We start from the raw sequence: 20,550 nt of genomic DNA, 5'->3' as shown, positions 1-20,550 counted from the left end.
TCTGCGTTCCGCGCCGCGCGGCAATAGCCGGGGTCATTGCGCAGGGCCAGTCCCTGCGCAACAGAGCGGCCCTTCAGTGCGCCACGGCATTTTCCACATAGGTGCTCGGGGAGGCGCGGGGCATGTATTCACTGCCCGACGCCGACCCGCTGCTCATTCACGCCGGGCGCCATTGGGATTGGTCCGGCTTTCGGCCTTGAGGGAAGGGTTCCAGGGGTGCGGCAAAAGAGTGTTCTTGGTTTGGTGGCAAGAATCCGGCCCGAATCAGGATCCATCATCGAGACGATGGCCCGCTACCTGCTGGAAGAAGCCGGGTTCGCTGCGCAGGGGCAGTCCCTGCCCAGTGAAGGGCGTCTTAGGCGCGCGGGCGGCGCCGCTCCGGGGCGGGCGGAACGGCCTTGGCGGCAACAACACGCTCTAAGGGAATGACGACGTCGGCCTGCCGCGTGCGGATGGTGCATGCACCGGCGTCGCACGCCACCAGGTGCCCGAGGGCATCCGTGAGCCCGTCCTCGATGCGGTAGCGCACCACAACCCGCGTTCCGGGCGCTGCGGCGGAGAGGAACCCGGCAGGGGCAGGTGTAGGCTGACTCACCAGTTCATACTAGGGCGCCCGGCTAGGTTCGCGGGAACAGGCTGGGAGATAATAGGCTCAGATGTCAAGAGTCCGGCCGCAGCTGCCGGATGCAAGAGCCGGCGGGTCGCCGGAACCAACGTGGAGAGGCCAGGGACGTGACGTACGTAATCGCGCAGCCGTGTGTAGATGTCAAGGACAAGGCATGTATTGAAGAGTGCCCCGTCGACTGCATCTACGAAGGTGAGCGTTCGCTGTACATCCATCCGGACGAGTGCGTGGACTGCGGCGCCTGTGAACCGGTGTGCCCGGTTGAAGCCATTTACTACGAGGATGACACCCCGGAAGAGTGGGCTGACTACTACAAGGCCAATGTGGAGTTCTTTGATGACCTCGGGTCTCCCGGAGGTGCGGCAAAGATCGGCAACACGGGCAAGGACCACCCCATGATCGCCGCACTGCCGCCGCAGAACCAAGACCACTGACGCGGGCAGGGACCGTGACCGCAGCAGCGAAAACGTTTGGCCTGGACCTGCCTGACTACCCGTGGGAGGCCATGGCGCCATACGTCGCCAAGGCCGCGCAGCACCCGGACGGGGCGGTCAACCTGTCCATCGGCACCCCCGTCGACCCCACCCCCGCGCTGATCCAGGATGCGCTGAAGGCGGCGGCAGATGCCCCGGGATATCCGACAGTCCACGGCACCCCGGCCCTTCGGGAGGCCATCGCAGGGTGGTTCGAGCGGCGCCGCGGCGTCACGGGACTCGATGCGCGCAACATCATGCCCACCGTGGGCTCCAAGGAGCTGGTGGCGTGGCTGCCGCTCCTGTTAGGGCTAAAGCCCGGAGACGTCGTCGTACGCCCCAAGGTGGCCTACCCCACATATGACATCGGGGCCACCCTGGCCGGCGCCACGTCCGTAGCGACGGACAACCTGGACGAACTGGACGACGCCATGCGGGCGCGCGTGCGGCTCATCTGGGTCAACTCGCCCGGGAACCCAACAGGCAGTGTCCGCGGCGTCGAATCCCTGAAAGCGCTTGTGGACCAGTCCCGTGAGCTTGGCGCAGTGGTGGCCTCGGACGAGTGCTACGCGGAGCTTGGCTGGGGAGCCTGGGACGTCCAGCGCGGCGGCCAGGCCGTGCCCAGCATCCTGGATCCACGCGTAGCCGGCGGATCGCACCAGGGGCTGCTGGCCGTCTACTCGCTGAGCAAGCAGTCCAATGTGGCAGGTTACCGTGCAGCGTTCGTAGCCGGGGATCCTGACCTGATGCCCAACCTGGTCAACAGCCGCAAGCATGCAGGCATGATTGTCCCGTACCCGGTCCAGGAGGCCATGCGCGTGGCGCTCGGTGACGACGCCCACGTCGAGGCGCAGAAGGACCTGTACCGCGGACGCCGTGAACGGATGGTCCCTGCCCTGCTGGACTTCGGCCTGGAGATCAAGGAATCCGACGCCGGACTGTACCTTTGGTCCACCGCGGGCGAGAGCACGTGGGACACGGTGGCGCGGCTGGCAGAGCGCGGCATCGTGGTGGGCCCCGGCGTCTTCTACGGCGATGCGGGCAACGGCTTTGTCCGCGTGGCTCTGACGGGTACGGACGAGCGCATCGACGCAGCCGTGTCCCGGCTGGCAGCAGGGCGGTAACAGCTACAGCCTCGTAACAAACGTGTGACTCGCGCCACAAGTGCCTCATTTTAAGGGCTCCGGCAGCGTCTTGGATTAGTGACACCCGCCAAGGAGCGGGTACTTTTTAAGTGACTATCAATGGTGGCCCTCTACAAGAAGGCAGCCCGGGTGTTGGAACCTGTGTTCTCAGGGTCAGTGCGCGGCTCACCTGATGTTGGATCAAGCTTTCGACAGAGGCCCAGAAGCCTCATGAAGGGGACTCCATGACTGAGACCAACAACGCAGCGACCCTGCTCCACGCAGGAGGCGAGCTTAAGCTCCCGCGCATCCAGGTTATTGAAGGGAACGAAGGCTACGACGTTTCCAAGCTGCTGAAGCAGACGGGCGCAGTCACCTTTGACCCCGGCTTCATGAACACCGCAGCCACCACCTCGGCTATCACCTACATCGATGGCGATGCGGGCATCCTGCGGTACCGCGGATACCCCATCGAGCAGCTCGCGCAGCACTCCAGCTTCCTCGAGGTGTCCTACCTGCTGATCTACGGCAACCTGCCCACACCCACGGAACTGGACGAGTTCGACCAGAAGATCCGGCGCCACACGCTGCTGCATGAGGAGCTCAAGGGCTTCTTCGGCGGCTTCCCCCGCGACGCGCACCCCATGCCCGTCCTGTCCTCGGCCGTTTCCGCGCTGTCCACCTTCTACCAGGACTCGCTGGACCCGTTCAACGCAGAACAGGTGGAAGTCTCCACCATCCGCCTCATGGCCAAGCTCCCGGTCATCGCGGCGTACGCGCACAAGAAGTCCATCGGCCAGCCCATGCTGTACCCGGACAACTCCCACAACCTCGTGGAGAACTTCCTGCGCCTCAGCTTTGGGCTCCCGGCCGAGCAGTACGAAGTGGACCCGATCGTCGCGAAGGCGCTGGACCTGCTCCTGATCCTGCACGCGGACCACGAGCAGAACTGCTCCACCTCCACGGTGAGGCTGGTGGGCTCCTCCAACGCCAACCTGTTCGCGTCAGTGTCCGCAGGCATCAACGCCCTGTTTGGGCCTGCCCACGGCGGCGCCAACGAGGCTGTGCTCAAGATGCTCCGCCAGATCCAGGCCGACGGCACCAAGCCCGAGGACTACATGGAGAAGGTCAAGAACAAGGAAGACGGCGTCCGCCTCATGGGCTTCGGGCACCGCGTCTACAAGAACTACGATCCGCGCGCCAAGATCGTCAAGGCCACCGCGCACGAGATCCTCACCAAGCTCGGCGGCAACGACGAGCTGCTGGACATCGCCCTGCGCCTGGAAGAAAAGGCGCTGAACGATGACTACTTCATCCAGCGCAAGCTCTACCCGAACGTCGACTTCTACACAGGCCTGATCTACAAGGCCATGGGCTTCCCCGAGAAGATGTTCACCGTGCTCTTCGCCATCGGCCGCCTCCCGGGCTGGATCGCCCAGTGGCGCGAGATGATCAGCGATCCGAACACCAAGATCGGCCGCCCGCGCCAGCTGTACATCGGCGAACCGGAGCGGGACTACCCGGTCCGCTAGCCACCGGTTCCGCAAAGCCTGGAGTACGACATCGGCCGCCCACCTTCCAAAGGTGGGCGGCCGACGTCGTTAATTCTTCATGGATTGCTCCGTACCGGTCCTTTCGGGCCTCAAAACGACCGGGACGGAGCAACCGACGGGTGGGGTCAGGAGGTGTAGCCCTGGGGGTTGTTCTTCTGCCAGCGCCAGTGGTCCTCGCACATTTCGTCCACGGTTTTGGTGGTGGACCAGCTGAGGTCGGCGAGGGCTGAGGTGGCGTCGGCCCAGAAGGCGGGGAGGTCGCCGGCCCGGCGGCCGGTGATTTCGTACGGGATGGGCTTGCCCACGGCTTTTTCGAAGGAGCGGAGGACTTCAAGGACGGAGGAGCCCTTGCCGGAGCCGAGGTTCCAGCGGAAGACGCCGGCGCGGTCCGCCACGTGGTTGAGTGCGGCTACGTGGCCTTCGGCGAGGTCGACGACGTGGATGTAGTCGCGCAGGCAGGTCCCGTCGGGGGTGTCGTAGTCGCCGCCGAAGACCATGAGTTTCTCGCGCCGGCCCACGGCGACCTGGGCGATGAAGGGGACGAGGTTGTTGGGGATGCCCTGGGGGTCTTCGCCGATCCGGCCGGAGGGGTGGGCGCCGACGGGGTTGAAGTAGCGCAGCAGGGCGATGTGCCAGCGGGGGTCGGCATTACCGAGGTCGGAGAGGATGTCCTCGATCTGTTCCTTGGTGCGGCCGTAGGGGTTGTTGGCGCCGATTTCCATTTTTTCGACGTAGGGGATGGGGTTGTGCTCGCCGTAGACCGTGGCTGAGGAGCTGAAGACAATGGACCGGACATCGTGGCGGTCCATCACCCGGATGAGGTTCAGGGTCCCCACCAGGTTGTTGTAGTAGTACTTGAGCGGTTCACGGACGGATTCGCCGACTGCCTTCAGTCCCGCGAAGTGGATGACCGCGTCGATGGCGCTGTCGGCGAAGACACGCTCGACGGCGGCCTCGTCCACGAGGTCGACATTATGGAACTTTGCGGTCTTGCCGCTGAGTTCCGCTACGCGCCGGAGGGACTCTTCACTGGAGTTGACCAGGTTGTCGATCACCACCACGTCATGGCCGGCTTCCTGCAGGGACAAAACAGTGTGGGAACCGATGTAGCCGGTGCCTCCGGTGACCAGAATCTTCATGCCTCAACGCTATCCCAACAACACGTACTGCCGCCGCCGCATCCCGGATGCCGGGCAGCGTAGCTGCCCGGGCCAGGGTCAGATGCACGGGCCACGGCATGCCGGGGCCCCTAGGAGGGCACATCCGTGCTAAATAGAAGTAGTGCCCAAAATCGTAGATGCCGAAACCCGGCGCCAGGACGTGGTTGAAGCAGTTCTTCGGATTATTGCAGGTGACGGGCTGGAGCGGGCCTCGCTGCGGGAAGTGGCCGATGAGGCCGGGCTCGCTGTGGGTTCCGTGCGGCACTACTTCGCCGGCAGCGAGGAACTGCTCTCCTACTCATTCGCCACGGTAGTGGACCGCATCGTCCGCCGGCTTGGAATGTCCCTGCCGGCGGTGCATGAGGCCGTTCCCGGCTCCGATGGGCACCGCGGGGCCGTGTTAACACTGCTGTGCGGCATCCTGCCCCTGGATGAGCAGCGTGCGCTCGAGGCGTGCGCCTGGATGGCGTTCAAGAATGCGGCCAGGGTGCGGCCGTTCCTGGCTGCCGAGGCGGACCGGAGCCACCGCGAGGTGGCCGTCATCGTGGGGCGGGTAGTCAGCGCCTTGATGCCGGAGGACGAGCCGCAGGAAAGCCTTGTGCTGGAGGCGGAGAGGCTGCTGGCAACGCTCGATGGGCTGTGCATGCATGCGCTGCTGCAACCCGAATGGATGACGCGCGATATGTGCATCGACGTCCTTGAACGGCACCTCGACGGGATGTGATGACAGCCACTAACGTGGGCATTGGGGGGAATAGACTGATTACCAGGGGGCGCTGCCCGATCACCCAACCCCGGTAAGAGCACGCCACGGAAGGACGTCGGATGCATCAGACAAGCGGTACCAGGTGGCAAATCACCACGGACACGTCAGGGCCCATGATGATAGCCCTGTACGTCCGGGATACTGCAGGGCTTGACGGGGCAGGGCAGCCATCATTGTCCCATGCGGCGCCAAAGGTCCGCCGCGCCGACCATTCGCACCTGACCGCGGATGTCGGTGGCCTCAGTGCATTGAAGACAGAGTGGGAAGCCTGGTGGGAACAGCTGCTCAAGGCCCATCCCCACACGTCCCCGGACCTGTCACCGCCCAACTTCGATGCCTTCGGCAATTCGCCAGCGCTGCAGCGTGTGCTGCAGGCACATTTCGGTGCTGCCCTCACCTGGGCCCGGGAGCGCAGGAGCGAGTACGCCGAGATAGAGGCGGAGCGGGCAGCCAGCGGTGCGGACCAGCTTCTTGAGGACATGGTCGATGACAGGCTCATGGAGGTGGGCCGTGATTCCCGTGACTTCAAGCTGACCATCATCGAGCTGCCGCTGAACGAACAGCGGGCCTGGTACATGGAGCCGGACAAGATCATCATGAGCAACAAGCTGATGGGCGAGCCGGAGCTTTTCCGCAGCTACGTGCAGCCAGTGGTGGAGATCCTGGTTTAGGGTGCCTTGGCCTGGGCGCAGACGCCGACTGCACCGCGATAGCCCGCCCTCAACTGGCAGTCTCGCCAGCAGCTACGGTGATCCGGACCTCGCCCTCGGGGGCTGTAGATTCCTGCCAGCCGTCCCGCGATGCACGGTTCCAGCTCCTGCCCGCCACCTCAACCTGTGTGACCTCAAAGCCTTTGGCGTTGGCAACCGCCCATTGGGCCACGGACCATGCCTGGCTGCCCGCAGCCTCGACCACCAGGGTCTCACCGTCAACGGTTGTTCCCAGCGGGCCGTACGCCTGGTCCAGCTCGGCGGACACCGCTGCGGCGTCGCCGCCAGTGCCGGCGGCGCGGAGGGTGCATTCGACGGCCTCTGGCGTCTGGCCGGTCAGGCCGGAAGCAAAGGTTCGTCCCATTTCCTCGTGCTGCGCGTAGGCGGTGGGGTAGGCGGAACGCTGCACGCGCTGGGCTGCCTCGGTAATTTCAAGTGACTCATAGCCGGGGATCTTTACCAGGGCGTCATAGAAGGCATTCGCCGCATAGTACGGATCCATGATCTGTTCCTCCGTCCCCCACCCCTGGGAAGGACGCTGCTGGAACAGTCCGCGCGAGTCCGGGCCGGCCTGGTCTCCGTGCTCGATATTCCGCAGCTTGGACTCCTGCATGGCGGTAGCCAGCGCAATGCTCGCAGCCCGCGGTGGAAGTCCGCGCTGCACGGCAACAGCGGTGATCAGCGCCGCGTAGACGGCCTGGTCCGGGGCCAGCTCGGAGGTCCGCTCGTCAATCACGGCCCTGCAGCGTTCCGAAACGAGGGTTTCGGAACGCTGCAGGAAAAACACGGCCGAATAGATGCCGCCGGCTACCAGTGCCAGGGTGAGCACCAGTACCACAAGGCGGCGCAGGCTGCGTCTTCGTGCCATGGAAGGATCAGTTGGCGTGCAGGGCGTCGTTGAGTTCCACGGTCTGGCCCTGGCGGGGGAGGACCTCCACCACGCCCGTGGTGGAGTTGCGGCGGAACAGCAGGTTGGGCACGCCGGACAGTTCCGCGGCCTTGACGATCTTGGTGGTGTCCTCACCCACCTCATCCTTTGGCCCGGGGATACGAACCCGGGTTCCCGCGGTGACGTACAGCCCCGCCTCGACCACGGAGTCGTCACCGATACTGATGCCGACGCCTGAGTTTGCGCCGAGCAGGACCCGCTCGCCGATGGTGATTTTTTCCTTGCCCCCGCCCGAAAGGGTGCCCATGATGGAGGCGCCGCCGCCGACGTCGCTGCCGTTGCCGGTCACTACGCCCGCCGAGATGCGGCCTTCCACCATGGAGGTTCCCAGGGTTCCGGCATTGAAGTTGACGAAGCCTTCGTGCATCACGGTGGTGCCTTCCGCCAGGTGGGCACCCAGCCGCACACGGTCGGCGTCGGCAATCCTTACGCCGGTGGGCACCACGTAGTCCACCATGCGCGGGAACTTGTCGATGCCGTAGACGGTGACGGCGCCGCGGCGCCGCAGCCGCGCGCGGGTCAGCTCGAAGCCCTCCACCGGGGCGGGGCCGAAGTTGGTCCAGACAACGTTGGGCAGGTTGCCGAAGATGCCGTCCAGGTTGATGGTGTTGGGCTTGACGAGGCGGTGCGAGAGGAGGTGCAGGCGCAGGTAGGCATCGGCGGTATCTGCCGGGGCCTCATCGAGGTTGATCTGGACAAAAACCACTTTCTGCTCCGTGCCGCGGTCCTCGTCGGCACCATTCTCTGCGATGAGGATGAGGGACTGGTCCGCGTCCTCCACGGAACGCAGGTTTTCGGCGGCAACACCGAGGGCCGGTGCCGGAAACCACACATCCAGTACGCTGGCGTCGGCGGTGGCAATTGTGGCCACGCCGAAGCCGTAGGCGGAGCGATCGTCGGTGGTTGCGTTCGAGGTTTCGGGCACGGCGGAAGAAGCAGTCTCAGTCATGGCCCCAGTCTATCGAGGGGCAGGGACAGGGTCCGAACTAGACTGGCTTCGTGACTGCCGAAACCACTCCGGACCCTTCCACCCTGACGCTCGACCTCCGCCAGGACGTTGCGCTCCTTACAGCCGCCATCATGGACATCAACAGTGTGTCCGGAAATGAAACGGAACTGGCGGACGCCATTGAGGCGGCGCTGTTGGGCATCCCCCAACTGAGCGTGCTCCGGGACGGGGATTCTATGATCGCCCGTACCGAGCTCGGCTGTTCGGAGCGGGTCATCCTGGCAGGGCATCTGGACACCGTTCCGCTGCCCCTGGCGGACGGAGCAAAAGGGACAGTCCCCTCCACCTGGGACTCCGGCGTCCCCGGCGAGGGGATCCTGTACGGCCGCGGCGCGACGGACATGAAGGGCGGCGTCGCGGTGCAGCTTGCCCTCGCCGCCACCATGTTCGACGACGGGGCGTCGCCGAAGCGGGACGTCACCTTCGTCTTCTACGACCACGAGGAAGTGGAGGCCGTCAAAAGCGGACTTGGCCGGCTGGTGCGGAACCACGGCCACCTGCTGGACGGAGACTTTGCGATCCTGCTGGAACCAACCCACGGGACGGTGGAAGGTGGCTGCAACGGCACCAGCCGGTTTGAAGTAACAACCGTGGGGGAGGCTGCCCATTCCGCACGCGCATGGATGGGCAGCAACGCCATCCACGCCGCCGCGCCAATTTTGGCGAGGCTGGCCGCGTACCAGCCGCTGACCGTCAACGTGGACGGACTGGAGTACCGGGAGAGCCTCAACGCCGTGAAGATCAACGGCGGCACTGCCGGAAACGTCATCCCGGACCGCTGCGTGGTGGAGATCAACTACCGGTTTGCCCCGGACAAGACGCCGGACCAGGCCGAAGCCGTGGTACGGGAACTCCTTGAGGGGTTTGACGTGGTCCGCACCGATGCTGCCGCCGGGGCGCGGCCCGGCCTCCAGCACCCTGCGGCTGCGTCCTTCGTCTCCGCCGTGGGCGCCAGGCCGAAGCCCAAATACGGCTGGACCGACGTCGCGCGTTTCAGCGAGCTGGGGATTCCGGCAGTGAACTTCGGGCCCGGGGACCCGCTGCTGGCGCACAAGGACAATGAGCACGTTGACGCTGAGGCCATCCGTACCTGCCTGCGGGCACTGCAGGACTGGATGGCAGGCTAGGCCGCCGGCCTGCGCCCCCGTTAAGACAGTGATGGCCCGGATCCGAAGATCCGGGCCATCACTGTGTCGGTACACCCTAAGGCGCTCCCGCCTCCACTGCGGCGGGTTCGGCCTTGGCCATTCCGCCTGCAGCCTTCTTGGAGCCGCGGCGCTCGATCCACACCGCGATCCTTGAAACAAGGATGTTGATGGCGATGTAGATTGCGGCGGCCACAAAGAAGATGGGGAACAGGAACTGCGTACCCAGGAAGTCCGCCATCACCTGCACCGCGCGCAGGAGTTCGCCGTACGCCACGATGTAGCCGAGCGAGGTGTCCTTCAGGAGGACCACCATCTGCGCCACCAGGGACGGCATCATGCGGCGGATCGCCTGCGGGAGCTCGATCTGCATGCGGGACTGGAAGCTCGTCAGGCCGATGGCCAGGCCGGCTTCACGCTGCCCCTTTGGCAGGGACTGGATGCCGGCCCGGATGATTTCGGCGAACACAGCTGAGTTGTAGAGCACCAGGCCGGTGACAACAGCAATGAACGGCGAGGTACCGAAGCCCAACAGGACGAACAGCATCATCAGGACGACGGGCATGCCGCGGAGGAACTCCAGCACCACCCGGGTGGGGATCCTGATGAAGGCGGCATCAGAGATTCGCAGCAGGCAGAGGAGCAGTCCGAGGGGGAAGGCGATAACCGCCGCCAGGGCTGCCGCGCTCAGGGTGGCGCCGAGGCCGTTTCCCAGGAGCGTCCACACGTCGCCGCGGGTGAAGATCTGCCAGCGGCGGCCCTCAAAAATGCCCTGCTGCGCGAGGGTCATGACAATCCATGCCAGCAGGCCGAGGATCAGCACGGAACCGGCCATCGAAGCGATCAGGGAGACGCGCCGGGCCTTGGGGCCGGGAACGTCGTAAAGGACTGAGCTCATCGGGCAATCGCCACCTTTCGTTCCACCGTGCTGGCTAGGATGCCCAGCGGAACGGTGAGGAGCAGATAGAAGAACGCCGTTCCCAACAGCACCGCGATGACGGCGTCACCGTTGGCGTTGGCCAGCTGGCGGCCGTAGCCGAAGAGTTCCAAAACAAAGAATGCACCCGCCACGGAGGAGTTCTTCACCAGCGCAATCAGGATGTTGATCAGCGGCGGGATCACCGTCCTCAGGGCCTGCGGCAGGATGATGAGGGACAGCACCTGGCCAAACTTCATGCCAATGCTGCGGGCGGCCTCAGCCTGACCCACCGGAACGCTGTTGACACCCGAACGGACAGCTTCGGCGATGAATGCTGCGGTGTAGGTGCTGAGGGCAATGATCGCGGCAACCTCAAACTGCTCAAACTTGACCCCGAGGCGGGGGAGCACGATGGCGGCGAAGAAGAAGGCGATGGTCAGGGGTGTGTTCCGGAGAACCTCCACGTAGACCGTGCTGAAGCCACGGAGGGCAGCCACCGGGGAAACCCTGGCAGCCGCAAGCAGCGTGCCCAATACCAGCGCGATGATCCCGGATACGGCTGAAAGAAAAAGGGTGCGGAGAAAACCGTTCCAGTACAGGGGCAGGTTTTCAAGAATGACGTCCATAGGATCCTTCGGCTCTGGGAGTGGACGGAAGTGAAGGCGTGGCGTCGCCGGGACCGGCGGACCGGCCCCGGCAACGAACGGCCGCCTAGTAGCGGTTGATCGTGGGCAGGCTGGGCGCAGTCTTGATGACTTCGCCGGCAGTGGCCTCCCAGGCCTTCTTGTAGCTTCCGTCCTTTTCGAAGGACTCCAGCTGGTCATTGATCCAGTTGCGGAACTCGGTGTCGTCCTTCTTCAGGCCGATGCCGTAGGGCTCCTTGGTGAACGTTTCGTCGGAAGCCAGCTTGAAGGCGTCCGGTTCCTTGTCAACGAAACCGGCAAGGATGACGTTGTCCGTGGTGACCGCTTCAACCTGCTTGTTGCGCAGCGGCTCCAGGCATGCCGAGTAGGTTGCGGCCGGGACCAGCTCTGCCCCGTACTTGTCCACGATGGTGGCGGCCGGCGTCGAACCGGTGACCGAGCAGACCTTCTTGCCCTTGACGTCTTCCGGCTTCTTGATGGAGTCGTTGTCCTTGTTCACCATGAGGGCCTGGCCGGCCTCGTAGTACGGCCCGGCGAAGCTGACAACCTGCTTGCGCTTGTCATTGATGGTGTACGTGGCGATGACCAGGTCCACCTTGCCCTGCTCGATGAAGGGTTCGCGGTTGGCCGAGACAGTCTCGGACCATTCGATCTTGTCCGCAGCGATGCCCAGCTTGGCGGCGATGAGCTTACCGATTTCGACGTCGAAGCCGACCGGCTTGCCGTCCAGGCCCACCTGGCCGAAGAGCGGCTGGTCGAACTTGGTGCCGATCTTGATGGTGCCGGCCTTGGAGAGTTTCTCCATGGTGGTCCCGGCTGCGAAGGACGGCTTCTCGGCAGGGCTGGGGTTGGTGGTCGTTCCGCCGCCGCCTCCGCCGCAGGCGCTCAGGGACAGGGCGAGGGCGGCGGTAGCCGCCACGAAGAATGATTTCCGCCGGGTCATAAATGCCTTCATGACATTCCTTTCATTGATGGCCGTGGGTCACGGCCTCGGTGCGAACTGGGAGTGTTTGTTCAGGTGTGGGTCAGTGCGTCAGGAGCTTGGAAAGGAAGTCCTTGGCACGTTCACTCTTCGGGTTGGTGAAGAATTCTTCCGGGGTGGCGTCTTCGACAATCTGGCCGTCCGCCATGAACACGACGCGATCCGCGGCCTTGCGGGCAAAGCCCATCTCGTGGGTGACCACGATCATGGTCATGCCCTCCTTGGCCAGCTGGACCATGACGTCCAGGACCTCGTTGATCATTTCCGGGTCCAGGGCCGAGGTGGGCTCATCAAACAGCATGACCTTCGGCTTCATTGCCAAAGCCCGTGCGATGGCCACGCGCTGCTGCTGCCCGCCTGAAAGCTGTGCCGGCAGCTTGGGGGCCTGGTGGCCAACGCCGACGCGTTCAAGCAGGGCCATGGCGTCTTTGTCCGCCGTAGCCTTTGCGACGCCCTTGACCTTGATGGGGCCGAGCGTCACGTTCTCCAGGATGGTTTTGTGCGCGAAGAGGTTAAAGGACTGGAAGACCATTCCGACGTCGGCGCGGAGCTGGGCAAGCTCCTTGCCTTCCCCCGGAAGCACCTTCCCGTCGATGCTGATGGTGCCGCCTTCGATGGTTTCCAGGCGGTTGATGGCACGGCAGAGGGTGGACTTACCGGAGCCGGAAGGCCCGATGACCACGACAACCTCGCCCTTGCGGACCTGCAGGTTGATGTCCTTCAAAACATGCAGCTGGCCGTAGTGCTTATTTACGCCGTTCAGGGAGACAAGCGCATCTCCGGGCACATGAGTAGTCATAAGAAAGAATCTAGCGAACATACAGGTCTTTATGATGCGAATCACCCCAACTTCCTGCGGATCGTGATTCAAGAGATACCTCCTGCGGGAGGTTAGCCTTGGTGAATGAGCATCAACGCAGATCCGGCCAGAAATTCCCAGCCGCGCCGTAAGGGCCCCCTTGAACTGCGCCGCAAGCAGGCGGCCGTGGATATGTCTGACCAGCATCTGCTCGACACCAAGGGACCCGGCCAGTTTGTCCACACTGATCCCTGGCGTGTCCTGCGCATCCAGAGCGAGTTCGTGGAAGGTTTCGGCGCCCTGGCCGACATTGGCAAGGCCGTGAGCGTCTTCGGTTCCGCCCGCACCAAGCCCGGCAGCCCATACTACGAGATGGGCGTCGAAGTGGGGCGGAAGCTGGCCGAGGCCGGCGTTGCCGTCATCACCGGCGGCGGCCCCGGATCCATGGAAGCGGCCAACCGCGGCACTGTGGAAGGCAACGGCGTGTCCGTCGGCCTGGGCATCGAACTTCCCTTTGAGCAGGGCCTGAACCAGTGGGTGGACCTGGGCATCAACTTCAGGTACTTCTTTGCCCGCAAGACCATGTTCGTCAAGTACGCGCAGGGGTTCATCGTCCTGCCGGGCGGCCTGGGCACCCTGGATGAGCTTTTTGAGGCGATGGTGCTGGTTCAGACGCGAAAGGTGACGTCGTTCCCCATCGTGCTCCTCGGCGTCGAGTTCTGGGGTCCGATGATCGAGTGGATCAGGGGAACACTCGTGGCCGAAGGCATGGTCTCGGAGAAGGACCTGGACCTGATCCAGGTGGTTGACGATCCCGCGGAGGCGGTGGACCGGGTGCTCCACGTAGCCATTACCCCCTCGCTTAACGGGGAGCAGCGGCCGGAGTAGCCCGAGCGTCCGGACGGCGGCGCGCCATCCCGTCTGGCACGATGGAACGGTGAGCTTTTTTCTGGTTTTCCTGGCCATTGTGCTGATTGGGGCGGTTTTCTGGATCGGCCTTGGGCTACGTTCCGGCACGTCAGGCGAGGGCCCGCTGCCTGTCCTGGCGGGCGGCGGTTTCGAGCAGCCGCCGGCCAACCTTCCTCCTGTCCTGCTGCCGGCGCAGGCAGCCCCGGAGGACGTCGACCGCGTGCGTTTCTCCCTCGGCCTGCGCGGCTACCGGATGGAGCAGGTGGACCAGGTCCTGGACGAGCTGCGGGACCAGCTCGCGTCCAAACAGCAGGAAATTGATGGGCTCCGGGCAGCACTGTTGGCCATGGAAGCCACCCCCGGACCGGAATCCGACAAGAACAACACATCGCCTGGAAAGAACCCGCTGTGAGCACCGTGGCGCGGCGGGGGGCAGGCCTTGTCCCGTCTCTCCAGGTGCTGGCCGGGCAGGCCGGGCGGGCTGTCCAAGGCTGGCCCTGGTGGCTGCAGGCCACCGCCATCTACTTCGCGGCCCGGCTGGTCACCGCCTGCATCTTCATGGCCGCCGCCCTGCACCAGGGCCCCAACCCCTGGTTTCCCGCCAAACCGGATTACTGGAACTTCATCAACATCTGGGATGCGCGCTGGTACGGCCAGGTCATTGCTGAAGGCTACCCCTCCGTCCTGCCGACCGATGCTGCCGGCAATGTCCAGGAGAACGCCTGGGCCTTCTATCCGTTGTTTCCTGCCCTGGCCGGTGGCCTCAGCGCGCTGACCGGCATGAATCCGGCCGCGGCCCTGACCATCATCGCCATGCTGGCAGGGTGGGGAGCCGCCCTGGTGGTCTACATCCTCTTCCGGCACAAGGCCACCCACGCACCCGCCCTGTGGGGCGTGGCCTTCTTCTCCACCTTCCCCGTGTCCGCAATCCTCCAGGTGCCCTACGCCGAGTCGTTGACGCTGCTGCTGCTCGCGGGAGCATTGCTGCTGGTGGTGCGCCGGCAGTACTTGTGGGCCATCCCGGTGGTATTCCTCCTGTGCCTCTCGCGGCCGGTGGGGGTCCCGTTCGCAGCCATGCTCGGACTGGTTCTCCTGCGCCACGTGTGGCAGCGGTTCAGTGCCCGGCGGGACGGCAGCGGGCAACGCGAAGGGACCCACTCGAACGGCGACCTCGCGGCGCTGGCTGCCCTTACCGCCGCCGGAGGGGCGATGGCGCTTGCCTGGCCCGCCGCCGCGTGGGCAGCAACGGGCGATATCCAGGCCTATACCAAGACTGAAACTGTGTGGCGCGGGCACGACCTGGTGCCCTTCAAGCCCTGGTTCGACACCGGCGTCGACCTCTTTGGCCCGGTCCTGGGCCTGCTGGCGCCGTTCGTTTTCGTGGCACTGTTCGGCGCCATGCTGTTCCTGCCGCCGGTACGGCAGCTCGGCGTTGAACTCCGGCTGTGGTGCGCCTGCTACATGGGGTACCTGGTGGTGTTCCTGCACCCGCAGACCAGCACTTTCCGTATGCTCCTGCCGCTGTTTCCGCTCGCGCTGGGTGCTGTCCTGCTCTCCGGCTCGCGGGCCTACCGGTGGACCGTGGTCACCATGTTCCTGCTGCTGCAGATCGTCTGGATCGTGTGGCTGTGGGCCTGGGCGCAATTGCCAGGCGGCGGGGATTATCCACCCTAGCCACGGGGACTTCGGCGCAGGTCAGGACTGAAATAGCAAGACGTTGGAAATGTCCATCGATTAGCTACGTACGGGTAATTCCGCGATAATGATAAGTAAGCAAGGACAAAAAGCATTCAGAATACGCTCAGCCTTGGCGGTGTCCATCCACTCCGCCATAGCGGCTTGATCGACATGCGGACACAGCCCGCCCGGGCTGATCAGTCCTGGGACAAAATGGAGGGGAATTCCTCATGGCGGCTATGAAACCACGCACCGGCGACGGCCCAATGGAAGTCACCAAGGAGGGCCGCAGCCTGATCATGCGCGTCCCGCTCGAGGGCGGCGGGCGCCTGGTGGTCGAGCTGAACGCTGCCGAAGCAGCAAACCTCAAGGAATGCCTCGTCGGCGTTACCGAATAATCGTGCCGGGCAGGGCCCGCAGCCAGCAGGCTGCGGGCCCTGCCCGTATCCTGCTGCTACTTCTTGACCGCTACCAGCAGCCCGTCGCCGGTGGGAAGCATGGCGGACGCAAGCCTCTCGTCGTCGCGGATTGCCTTGCCCACCTGGCGCAGGACCACCGTTGTGGCCTCCCGGCCGGCGGGGTTGGCCACCTTGTCCTTGTCCAGGGCATCGTTGATGATCAGCAGCCCGGCCGGTTTCAGGAGCCGGACGGCCTGCTCCACATAGCCCGGGAGGCCTGGCTTGTCGGCGTCGATGAACACCAGGTCATAGGCGTTGTCCGTCAGGCGCGGCAGGACATCGCCGGCCCGGCCGGAAATGGTGCGGGTGCGGTTGGCCGGGCTGCCTGCCTCGGAAAATGCTTCGCGGGCGGCCTTGAGGTGTTCCACGTCCACGTCGATGGTGGTGAGGACGGACTGGGGCCCGAGGCCCCGGAGCAGGCAGACACCGGAGACCCCGGCACCGGTTCCGATTTCGACGGCGGTCTGGGCCTTGGACGCGGCGGCCAGCACGGTGAGCACTGCGCCAACCCCCGGTCCAACCGGCGTTACACCCAGCTCAAAGGAGCGCTCCCGGGCCCGAAGCATGACCTCATCCTCAGCGGGCAGATCTTCTGCATAGGACCAGCTGGTGGACTTGTCGGCGCTCATGGGTTTCGCTTTCTGGGCGGCAGGGGAATGTCCTTTACAGCCTACTGTGTCCGGTGGCAACAGCAGCGGAGGCGGGCTGTTGCGCCCACGGCTGAACTTGGGCACAATCAGGAAATTCCCAGACAACTTTGAAATGATTATTATCCGCTCATCCAAAAGGTGACCGGCGCCGAATCAGAGATGTCAACAGTATCCGGGCGTTAGCATTCCACGAGGGGAGTGGACGATGTCATCTTCAGTTGTGGCACCTGTCCCTGCAGCAAATCATCCTGATCCGGAGTGGGTCCGTCCCACCTGGGAAGAAGTGGTCACCAACCACTCGGCCAAGGTTTACCGGCTGGCATACCGCCTGACCGGGAACAAGTACGACGCCGAGGACCTCACCCAGGAGGTGTTTGTCCGCGTTTTCCGCTCGCTGGAGAACTTCAAGCCGGGCACCTTGGACGGGTGGCTGCACCGGATCACCACGAACCTCTTCCTGGACCAGGCACGGAGAAAGACCCGGATCAGGTTCGACGCCCTTGCCGAGGACGCTGAGTCCCGGCTTCCCGGCCGGGAACCCGGACCGGAACAGAGCTTCGAGCTGAACAACCTCGATGTTGACGTGCAGGCTGCGCTGGAGGAACTGCCGCCTGACTTCCGCGCCGCCGTCGTCCTGTGCGACCTTGAAGGCCTGTCCTACGACGAAGTGGCGGAAGCCCTCGGCGTGAAGCTGGGCACCGTCCGCTCCCGGATCCACCGCGGGAGGACCATGCTGCGGGAGAAGCTGGCCCACCGGGATCCGCGTCCCCAACAGTCGCGCCGGAAACTGTCCATGCCGCGCATCGCGGGCATCCTCTGAACGGCGCATGAGGTCCCCTTCTCCATTCGGACGCAGGCATCAGCGCACCCGCAGCCACCTTCAGTCCTGCCACGAATGCTCTTCAGCCGTGCGGCGCGAACGCCAGTACCTGGAGCGGCTGCGTGATGCTCCCGTCCCTCCCGCCAGTGATGACCTGACCGCCCGCCTGCTTGCCAGGACACAGGAGCTTGCCGCCATGCAGCCTGCGGACGGACACCGGCCAGCCGCTCCCCGCGGTGCCGTCCGTGTCCTGGCCCTCGCCGCCGGCGGCAGCATGGCAGCTGCCGGTGTGCTGGCCGCCGGTGCGTTTGCCGCCGCAGGAGACCCCGTGCCGGGGGACGCCACAGGAAACCAGGCAGCCCTCTCCCACGCCTCGTCCCGGACACCGGCGGATGGCAGGCAGCTTACGGGGGAGCAGCTCACCGAGCTGCGTTCGGAAGGCTGGGCCTGCCCGGAGCTTGAAGCCATGGGCTTCCGGCTTCAATCGGCGAGGGCCACCGTGCTCAATGGCCAGCCGGCCGTGGAGCTCCGGCTCACCGACGGAACCAACCAAGCAACCGTGACCGAACAACGGATAGTGCTGCAGCCCGGTGCCGGGGGCAGTACGGGACAGGAAGCGGAGCAGGACGCGGCCAGCCCGGGGAGCGGCCAGCTGCAGGTGTGGAGCTCCTCTCCGTGGTCCGCAACTTACCGGACGCCAGGCCACACGTTCCTCTACGAGTCCGACTTGCCCGCCGAAGAGGCTGACGACGCCCTGCCCATTCTGCAGCAGCTCGGGAAGCAGGCCGAGGAAGGCGTTGAGGCAGGTGCTCCGGCTGCCTCCGTCAAAGCGGCGGAAGAACCACTCGGCACCCGGCTGCAACGTGGAGTTAACCGGATCGTTGCCTTATTCACCCCATAGCACGGGCAGTTTCCCCGGCCCCCGGGCGGAAATCGTCAGTGGCAGCCCGGAGAGGGTAATCTTCCTAAAGTGTTTGGAATCAACGGCCCGGAGTTCTTTCTTCTGCTGATCATTGGGGTTCTGGTGATCGGTCCCCAGCGGCTGCCCGAATACACCCAGAAACTGGCAAACCTGGTCAAGGAAGTCCGGCGCATGGCGTCCGGTGCCCGTGAGCAGATCAAGGAAGAAGTGGGGATCGACATCGACGATGTCGACTGGAAGAAGTACGATCCCCGCCAGTACGATCCGCGGCGCATCATCAAAGAGGCGCTCCTGGACGACGACTCCAAGCCCGTAAGCGCCGGCGCCCCGGCTGCGGTTGCCGCCGTCTCCGGCGCAGCTGCCGTGGCGGCGGAGGCGGCCCCGCAGCGGCCGGCACGGCTGGTCCAGTCCTTGCCCCCGGGCGAGCCCGCACCATTCGACACCGAGGCGACGTAGCCGCTCCCTATCGGGGCTGCAGCCCCAGCTTCATCCCCGCAAGGCCGCGCGGCTTCGCCGCCAGCTGGCCAGCGATGCCGGCCAGCGCCGCGGCAGCAGGCGTAGCCGCCTGCCCGAGGACAATCGGAACCCCGGAATCGCCGCCTTCCCGCAGCCGGATATCAAGCGGAATCTGCCCCAGCAGCGGCACGTCCGCGCCTACCGCCGCGGTCAGCCGCTCGGCGAGTACTGACCCGCCGCCGCTTCCAAACAATTCCATCCTGCCGCCGTCGGGCAATTCCAGGTAAGACATGTTCTCGATGACGCCCGCCACTTTCTGGCCCGTCTGCGTGGCTATGGCACCGGCCCGCTCCGCGACGTCGGCGGCGGCAGCCTGCGGGGTGGTGACCACCAGGATTTCGGCTTTCGGCAGCAGCTGGGCAACCGAGATCGCAATGTCACCGGTGCCGGGCGGCAGGTCCAGGAACAGGGCGTCCAGGTCCCCGAAGTACACGTCCGTGAGGAACTGCTCAAGGGCGCGGTGGAGCATGGGGCCGCGCCAGGCCACGGGCTGGTTGCCGCTGACGAACATCCCGATGGAGATCACCTTCACGCCGTAGGCGACCGGGGGGAGGATCATGTCATCCACCCGGGTGGGCGCCTGCGTAATGCCCATCAGGGCAGGGACGGAGAAGCCGTAGACGTCCGCGTCCACGATGCCCACCCGCAGCCCTTGCGCAGCGAGGGCGCAGGCCAGGTTGACGGTGACGGAAGACTTTCCCACGCCGCCCTTGCCGCTGGCCACCGCGTAGACCTTGGTCAGGGAATCCGGCTGGTTGAACGGAATGCCGCGCTGGCCGCCCGCACCGCGGAGCAGCTCCTTGAGGGCATCGCGCTGTTCCTGCGTCATCACCTTGAGTTCAACACCGACGGCGGACACTCCCGGAACTGCCAGCAGGGCCTGTGTGGCGTCGGCCGTGATGGTGTCCCGCAGGGGGCAGCCGGCGATGGTGAGCAGGACAGCCAGCTGGACCCTGCCGTCGTCGGAGATGTCCACCGACTCAACCATGCCCAGTTCGGTGATGGGGCGGCGGAGCTCGGGATCAATGACCGTGGCCAGGGCAGCCGCGACTGCGTCAGCCAACGCGGAGTTGGCGAGGGGTGAGTTCATTAACGGTCCTGGGTGGAGTGGCCGGGCTTAACCCGGGGAATCTGTTGGGTGCGGGGATTCCGCTGCCGGTCGCGCTGTTCCTTCAGCTTTTCCCTCACCTTGTCACGCGGGGACTCGTGCTGCCCCTGCCCGGCCGGGTCATGGGTCCGAAGCTCTTCCTGGGCTTCCAGCATGTCTTCGAGGAGGGAGCGCAGCTCGGCGCGCACGTAGTCGCGCGTGGCAACTTCGCGGAGCGCAATCCGCAGGGATGCGAGCTCCCGGGTCAGGTACTCGGTGTCCGACAGGTTTCGTTCGGCGCGCTGGCGGTCCTGCTGGAGCGAGACGCGGTCGCGGTCGTCCTGGCGGTTCTGGGCCAGCAGCAGCAGCGGCGCGGCGTAGGAGGCCTGCAGGGACAGCATCAGGGTGAGAAGTGTGAAGCCGAGGTCGCGGGAATCGAACTGCCAGGCCAAGGGAGCCCACGTGTTCCAGGCAAGCCAGATCACCACGAAGACGGTCATGTACACCAGGAACTGCGGCGTGCCCATGAAGCGGGCGAAGCCTTCCGTGGCGTGGCCGAAGGCATCGGGATCGGGCGACAGCTTGGGCAGCATCCGCTGGCGGCCGCTGAGCGGCGTGTCCAGGCTGCCCTTCGCCGCGGCCTTGGCCGGCAT

The 20,550-nt window shown here is 65.1% G+C and carries 24 protein-coding genes; 13 read left to right on the top strand and 11 right to left on the bottom strand.

Translation table 11 applies throughout. The features are described 5' to 3' along the window. Positions 1 to 355: 355 nt before the first annotated feature. Entirely contained in the window at positions 356 to 595 is a 240-nt protein-coding gene (locus KTR40_RS12665; RefSeq protein ID WP_139029833.1) for a hypothetical protein, read from the bottom strand. A 137-nt stretch (positions 596 to 732) separates the two neighbouring features. Between KTR40_RS12665 and fdxA the strand changes: the two genes are divergently transcribed. From fdxA to KTR40_RS12650, 3 genes are all read left to right on the top strand, one after another. Next, positions 733 to 1,059, top strand: a complete 327-nt coding sequence (gene fdxA / locus KTR40_RS12660; protein ID WP_013601705.1) for a ferredoxin — start codon at positions 733 to 735, stop codon at positions 1,057 to 1,059. Between the two features lie 14 nt (positions 1,060 to 1,073). Then, on the top strand, positions 1,074 to 2,222 hold the full coding sequence (gene dapC, locus KTR40_RS12655) for a succinyldiaminopimelate transaminase (protein ID WP_228403955.1): 1,149 nt from the start codon (positions 1,074 to 1,076) through the stop codon (positions 2,220 to 2,222). A 245-nt stretch (positions 2,223 to 2,467) separates the two neighbouring features. Next, complete coding sequence (locus tag KTR40_RS12650) at positions 2,468 to 3,754, top strand: citrate synthase (protein ID WP_139029831.1); 1,287 nt, start codon at positions 2,468 to 2,470, stop codon at positions 3,752 to 3,754. A gap of 146 nt (positions 3,755 to 3,900) precedes the next feature. Here the strand turns inward: KTR40_RS12650 and galE are convergent, their stop codons facing one another. Next, positions 3,901 to 4,914: a UDP-glucose 4-epimerase GalE gene (gene galE, locus KTR40_RS12645; RefSeq protein ID WP_228403954.1), complete on the bottom strand. Its 1,014-nt coding sequence runs from the start codon at positions 4,912 to 4,914 to the stop codon at positions 3,901 to 3,903. A 142-nt stretch (positions 4,915 to 5,056) separates the two neighbouring features. Between galE and KTR40_RS12640 the strand changes: the two genes are divergently transcribed. Next, positions 5,057 to 5,659, top strand: a complete 603-nt coding sequence (locus tag KTR40_RS12640; RefSeq protein ID WP_228403953.1) for a TetR/AcrR family transcriptional regulator — start codon at positions 5,057 to 5,059, stop codon at positions 5,657 to 5,659. Positions 5,660 to 5,760: 101 nt separating this feature from the next. Further along, entirely contained in the window at positions 5,761 to 6,372 is a 612-nt protein-coding gene (locus tag KTR40_RS12635; RefSeq protein WP_139029827.1) for a hypothetical protein, read from the top strand. Between the two features lie 49 nt (positions 6,373 to 6,421). Here the strand turns inward: KTR40_RS12635 and KTR40_RS12630 are convergent, their stop codons facing one another. Continuing rightward, a complete protein-coding gene (locus tag KTR40_RS12630) occupies positions 6,422 to 7,279 on the bottom strand; it encodes a hypothetical protein (RefSeq protein ID WP_139029826.1) in 858 nt (285 codons plus the stop codon). Positions 7,280 to 7,286: 7 nt separating this feature from the next. Next, positions 7,287 to 8,309, bottom strand: a complete 1,023-nt coding sequence (gene dapD / locus KTR40_RS12625) for a 2,3,4,5-tetrahydropyridine-2,6-dicarboxylate N-succinyltransferase (RefSeq protein ID WP_228403952.1) — start codon at positions 8,307 to 8,309, stop codon at positions 7,287 to 7,289. A gap of 50 nt (positions 8,310 to 8,359) precedes the next feature. On the opposite strand from dapD, the gene dapE reads away from it, so the two are divergent. Then, positions 8,360 to 9,496, top strand: coding sequence for a succinyl-diaminopimelate desuccinylase (gene dapE / locus KTR40_RS12620; RefSeq protein ID WP_228403951.1), 1,137 nt, complete (start codon positions 8,360 to 8,362; stop codon positions 9,494 to 9,496). Between the two features lie 76 nt (positions 9,497 to 9,572). Here dapE and KTR40_RS12615 read toward each other — a convergent pair whose 3' ends face one another. The 4 genes from KTR40_RS12615 to KTR40_RS12600 form a co-directional block, all read right to left on the bottom strand. After that, a complete protein-coding gene (locus KTR40_RS12615; RefSeq protein ID WP_228403950.1) occupies positions 9,573 to 10,412 on the bottom strand; it encodes an amino acid ABC transporter permease in 840 nt (279 codons plus the stop codon). After that, on the bottom strand, positions 10,409 to 11,059 hold the full coding sequence (locus tag KTR40_RS12610) for an amino acid ABC transporter permease (protein WP_228403949.1): 651 nt from the start codon (positions 11,057 to 11,059) through the stop codon (positions 10,409 to 10,411). The genes KTR40_RS12615 and KTR40_RS12610 overlap by 4 nt, the downstream gene beginning before the upstream one ends. A gap of 85 nt (positions 11,060 to 11,144) precedes the next feature. Continuing rightward, positions 11,145 to 12,032, bottom strand: a complete 888-nt coding sequence (locus KTR40_RS12605; RefSeq protein WP_139029821.1) for a glutamate ABC transporter substrate-binding protein — start codon at positions 12,030 to 12,032, stop codon at positions 11,145 to 11,147. 70 nt (positions 12,033 to 12,102) lie between these two features. Next, entirely contained in the window at positions 12,103 to 12,858 is a 756-nt protein-coding gene (locus KTR40_RS12600; protein ID WP_228403948.1) for an amino acid ABC transporter ATP-binding protein, read from the bottom strand. 105 nt (positions 12,859 to 12,963) lie between these two features. Here KTR40_RS12600 and KTR40_RS12595 point away from each other — a divergent pair, with 105 nt between their 5' ends. The 4 genes from KTR40_RS12595 to KTR40_RS12580 all read left to right on the top strand — a co-directional run bounded on the left by KTR40_RS12595 (position 12,964) and on the right by KTR40_RS12580 (position 15,842). After that, on the top strand, positions 12,964 to 13,746 hold the full coding sequence (locus tag KTR40_RS12595) for a TIGR00730 family Rossman fold protein (RefSeq protein WP_104998519.1): 783 nt from the start codon (positions 12,964 to 12,966) through the stop codon (positions 13,744 to 13,746). Positions 13,747 to 13,795: 49 nt separating this feature from the next. Continuing rightward, positions 13,796 to 14,179, top strand: a complete 384-nt coding sequence (locus KTR40_RS12590) for a DivIVA domain-containing protein (protein ID WP_228403947.1) — start codon at positions 13,796 to 13,798, stop codon at positions 14,177 to 14,179. Further along, the gene (locus KTR40_RS12585; RefSeq protein ID WP_370633131.1) at positions 14,176 to 15,441 is read left to right on the top strand and encodes a hypothetical protein; all 1,266 of its coding nucleotides are present in this window, start codon (positions 14,176 to 14,178) and stop codon (positions 15,439 to 15,441) included. The genes KTR40_RS12590 and KTR40_RS12585 overlap by 4 nt, the downstream gene beginning before the upstream one ends. A gap of 233 nt (positions 15,442 to 15,674) precedes the next feature. Then, complete coding sequence (locus KTR40_RS12580; protein WP_009357720.1) at positions 15,675 to 15,842, top strand: DUF3117 domain-containing protein; 168 nt, start codon at positions 15,675 to 15,677, stop codon at positions 15,840 to 15,842. A 56-nt stretch (positions 15,843 to 15,898) separates the two neighbouring features. Here KTR40_RS12580 and KTR40_RS12575 read toward each other — a convergent pair whose 3' ends face one another. Next, positions 15,899 to 16,531: an O-methyltransferase gene (locus tag KTR40_RS12575; protein WP_139029817.1), complete on the bottom strand. Its 633-nt coding sequence runs from the start codon at positions 16,529 to 16,531 to the stop codon at positions 15,899 to 15,901. A gap of 226 nt (positions 16,532 to 16,757) precedes the next feature. Here KTR40_RS12575 and sigE point away from each other — a divergent pair, with 226 nt between their 5' ends. The 3 genes from sigE to KTR40_RS12560 all read left to right on the top strand — a co-directional run bounded on the left by sigE (position 16,758) and on the right by KTR40_RS12560 (position 18,750). After that, positions 16,758 to 17,372 (top strand): RNA polymerase sigma factor SigE, encoded by a 615-nt coding sequence (gene sigE / locus KTR40_RS12570; protein ID WP_139029816.1) that lies wholly within the window; start codon positions 16,758 to 16,760, stop codon positions 17,370 to 17,372. Between the two features lie 88 nt (positions 17,373 to 17,460). Next, positions 17,461 to 18,273, top strand: a complete 813-nt coding sequence (locus KTR40_RS12565) for an anti-sigma factor (RefSeq protein WP_139029815.1) — start codon at positions 17,461 to 17,463, stop codon at positions 18,271 to 18,273. A gap of 69 nt (positions 18,274 to 18,342) precedes the next feature. Beyond that, a complete protein-coding gene (locus KTR40_RS12560; RefSeq protein ID WP_228403946.1) occupies positions 18,343 to 18,750 on the top strand; it encodes a Sec-independent protein translocase TatB in 408 nt (135 codons plus the stop codon). A gap of 7 nt (positions 18,751 to 18,757) precedes the next feature. Here the strand turns inward: KTR40_RS12560 and KTR40_RS12555 are convergent, their stop codons facing one another. Next, a complete protein-coding gene (locus KTR40_RS12555; protein WP_228403945.1) occupies positions 18,758 to 19,900 on the bottom strand; it encodes an Mrp/NBP35 family ATP-binding protein in 1,143 nt (380 codons plus the stop codon). Beyond that, a complete protein-coding gene (locus KTR40_RS12550; RefSeq protein ID WP_171059045.1) occupies positions 19,900 to 20,550 on the bottom strand; it encodes a DUF1003 domain-containing protein in 651 nt (216 codons plus the stop codon). The genes KTR40_RS12555 and KTR40_RS12550 overlap by 1 nt, the downstream gene beginning before the upstream one ends.

Source organism: Pseudarthrobacter sp. L1SW (assembly GCF_020809045.1).
Classification (GTDB): domain Bacteria; phylum Actinomycetota; class Actinomycetes; order Actinomycetales; family Micrococcaceae; genus Arthrobacter.
This window is presented reverse-complemented; position numbering and strand designations above follow the sequence as displayed.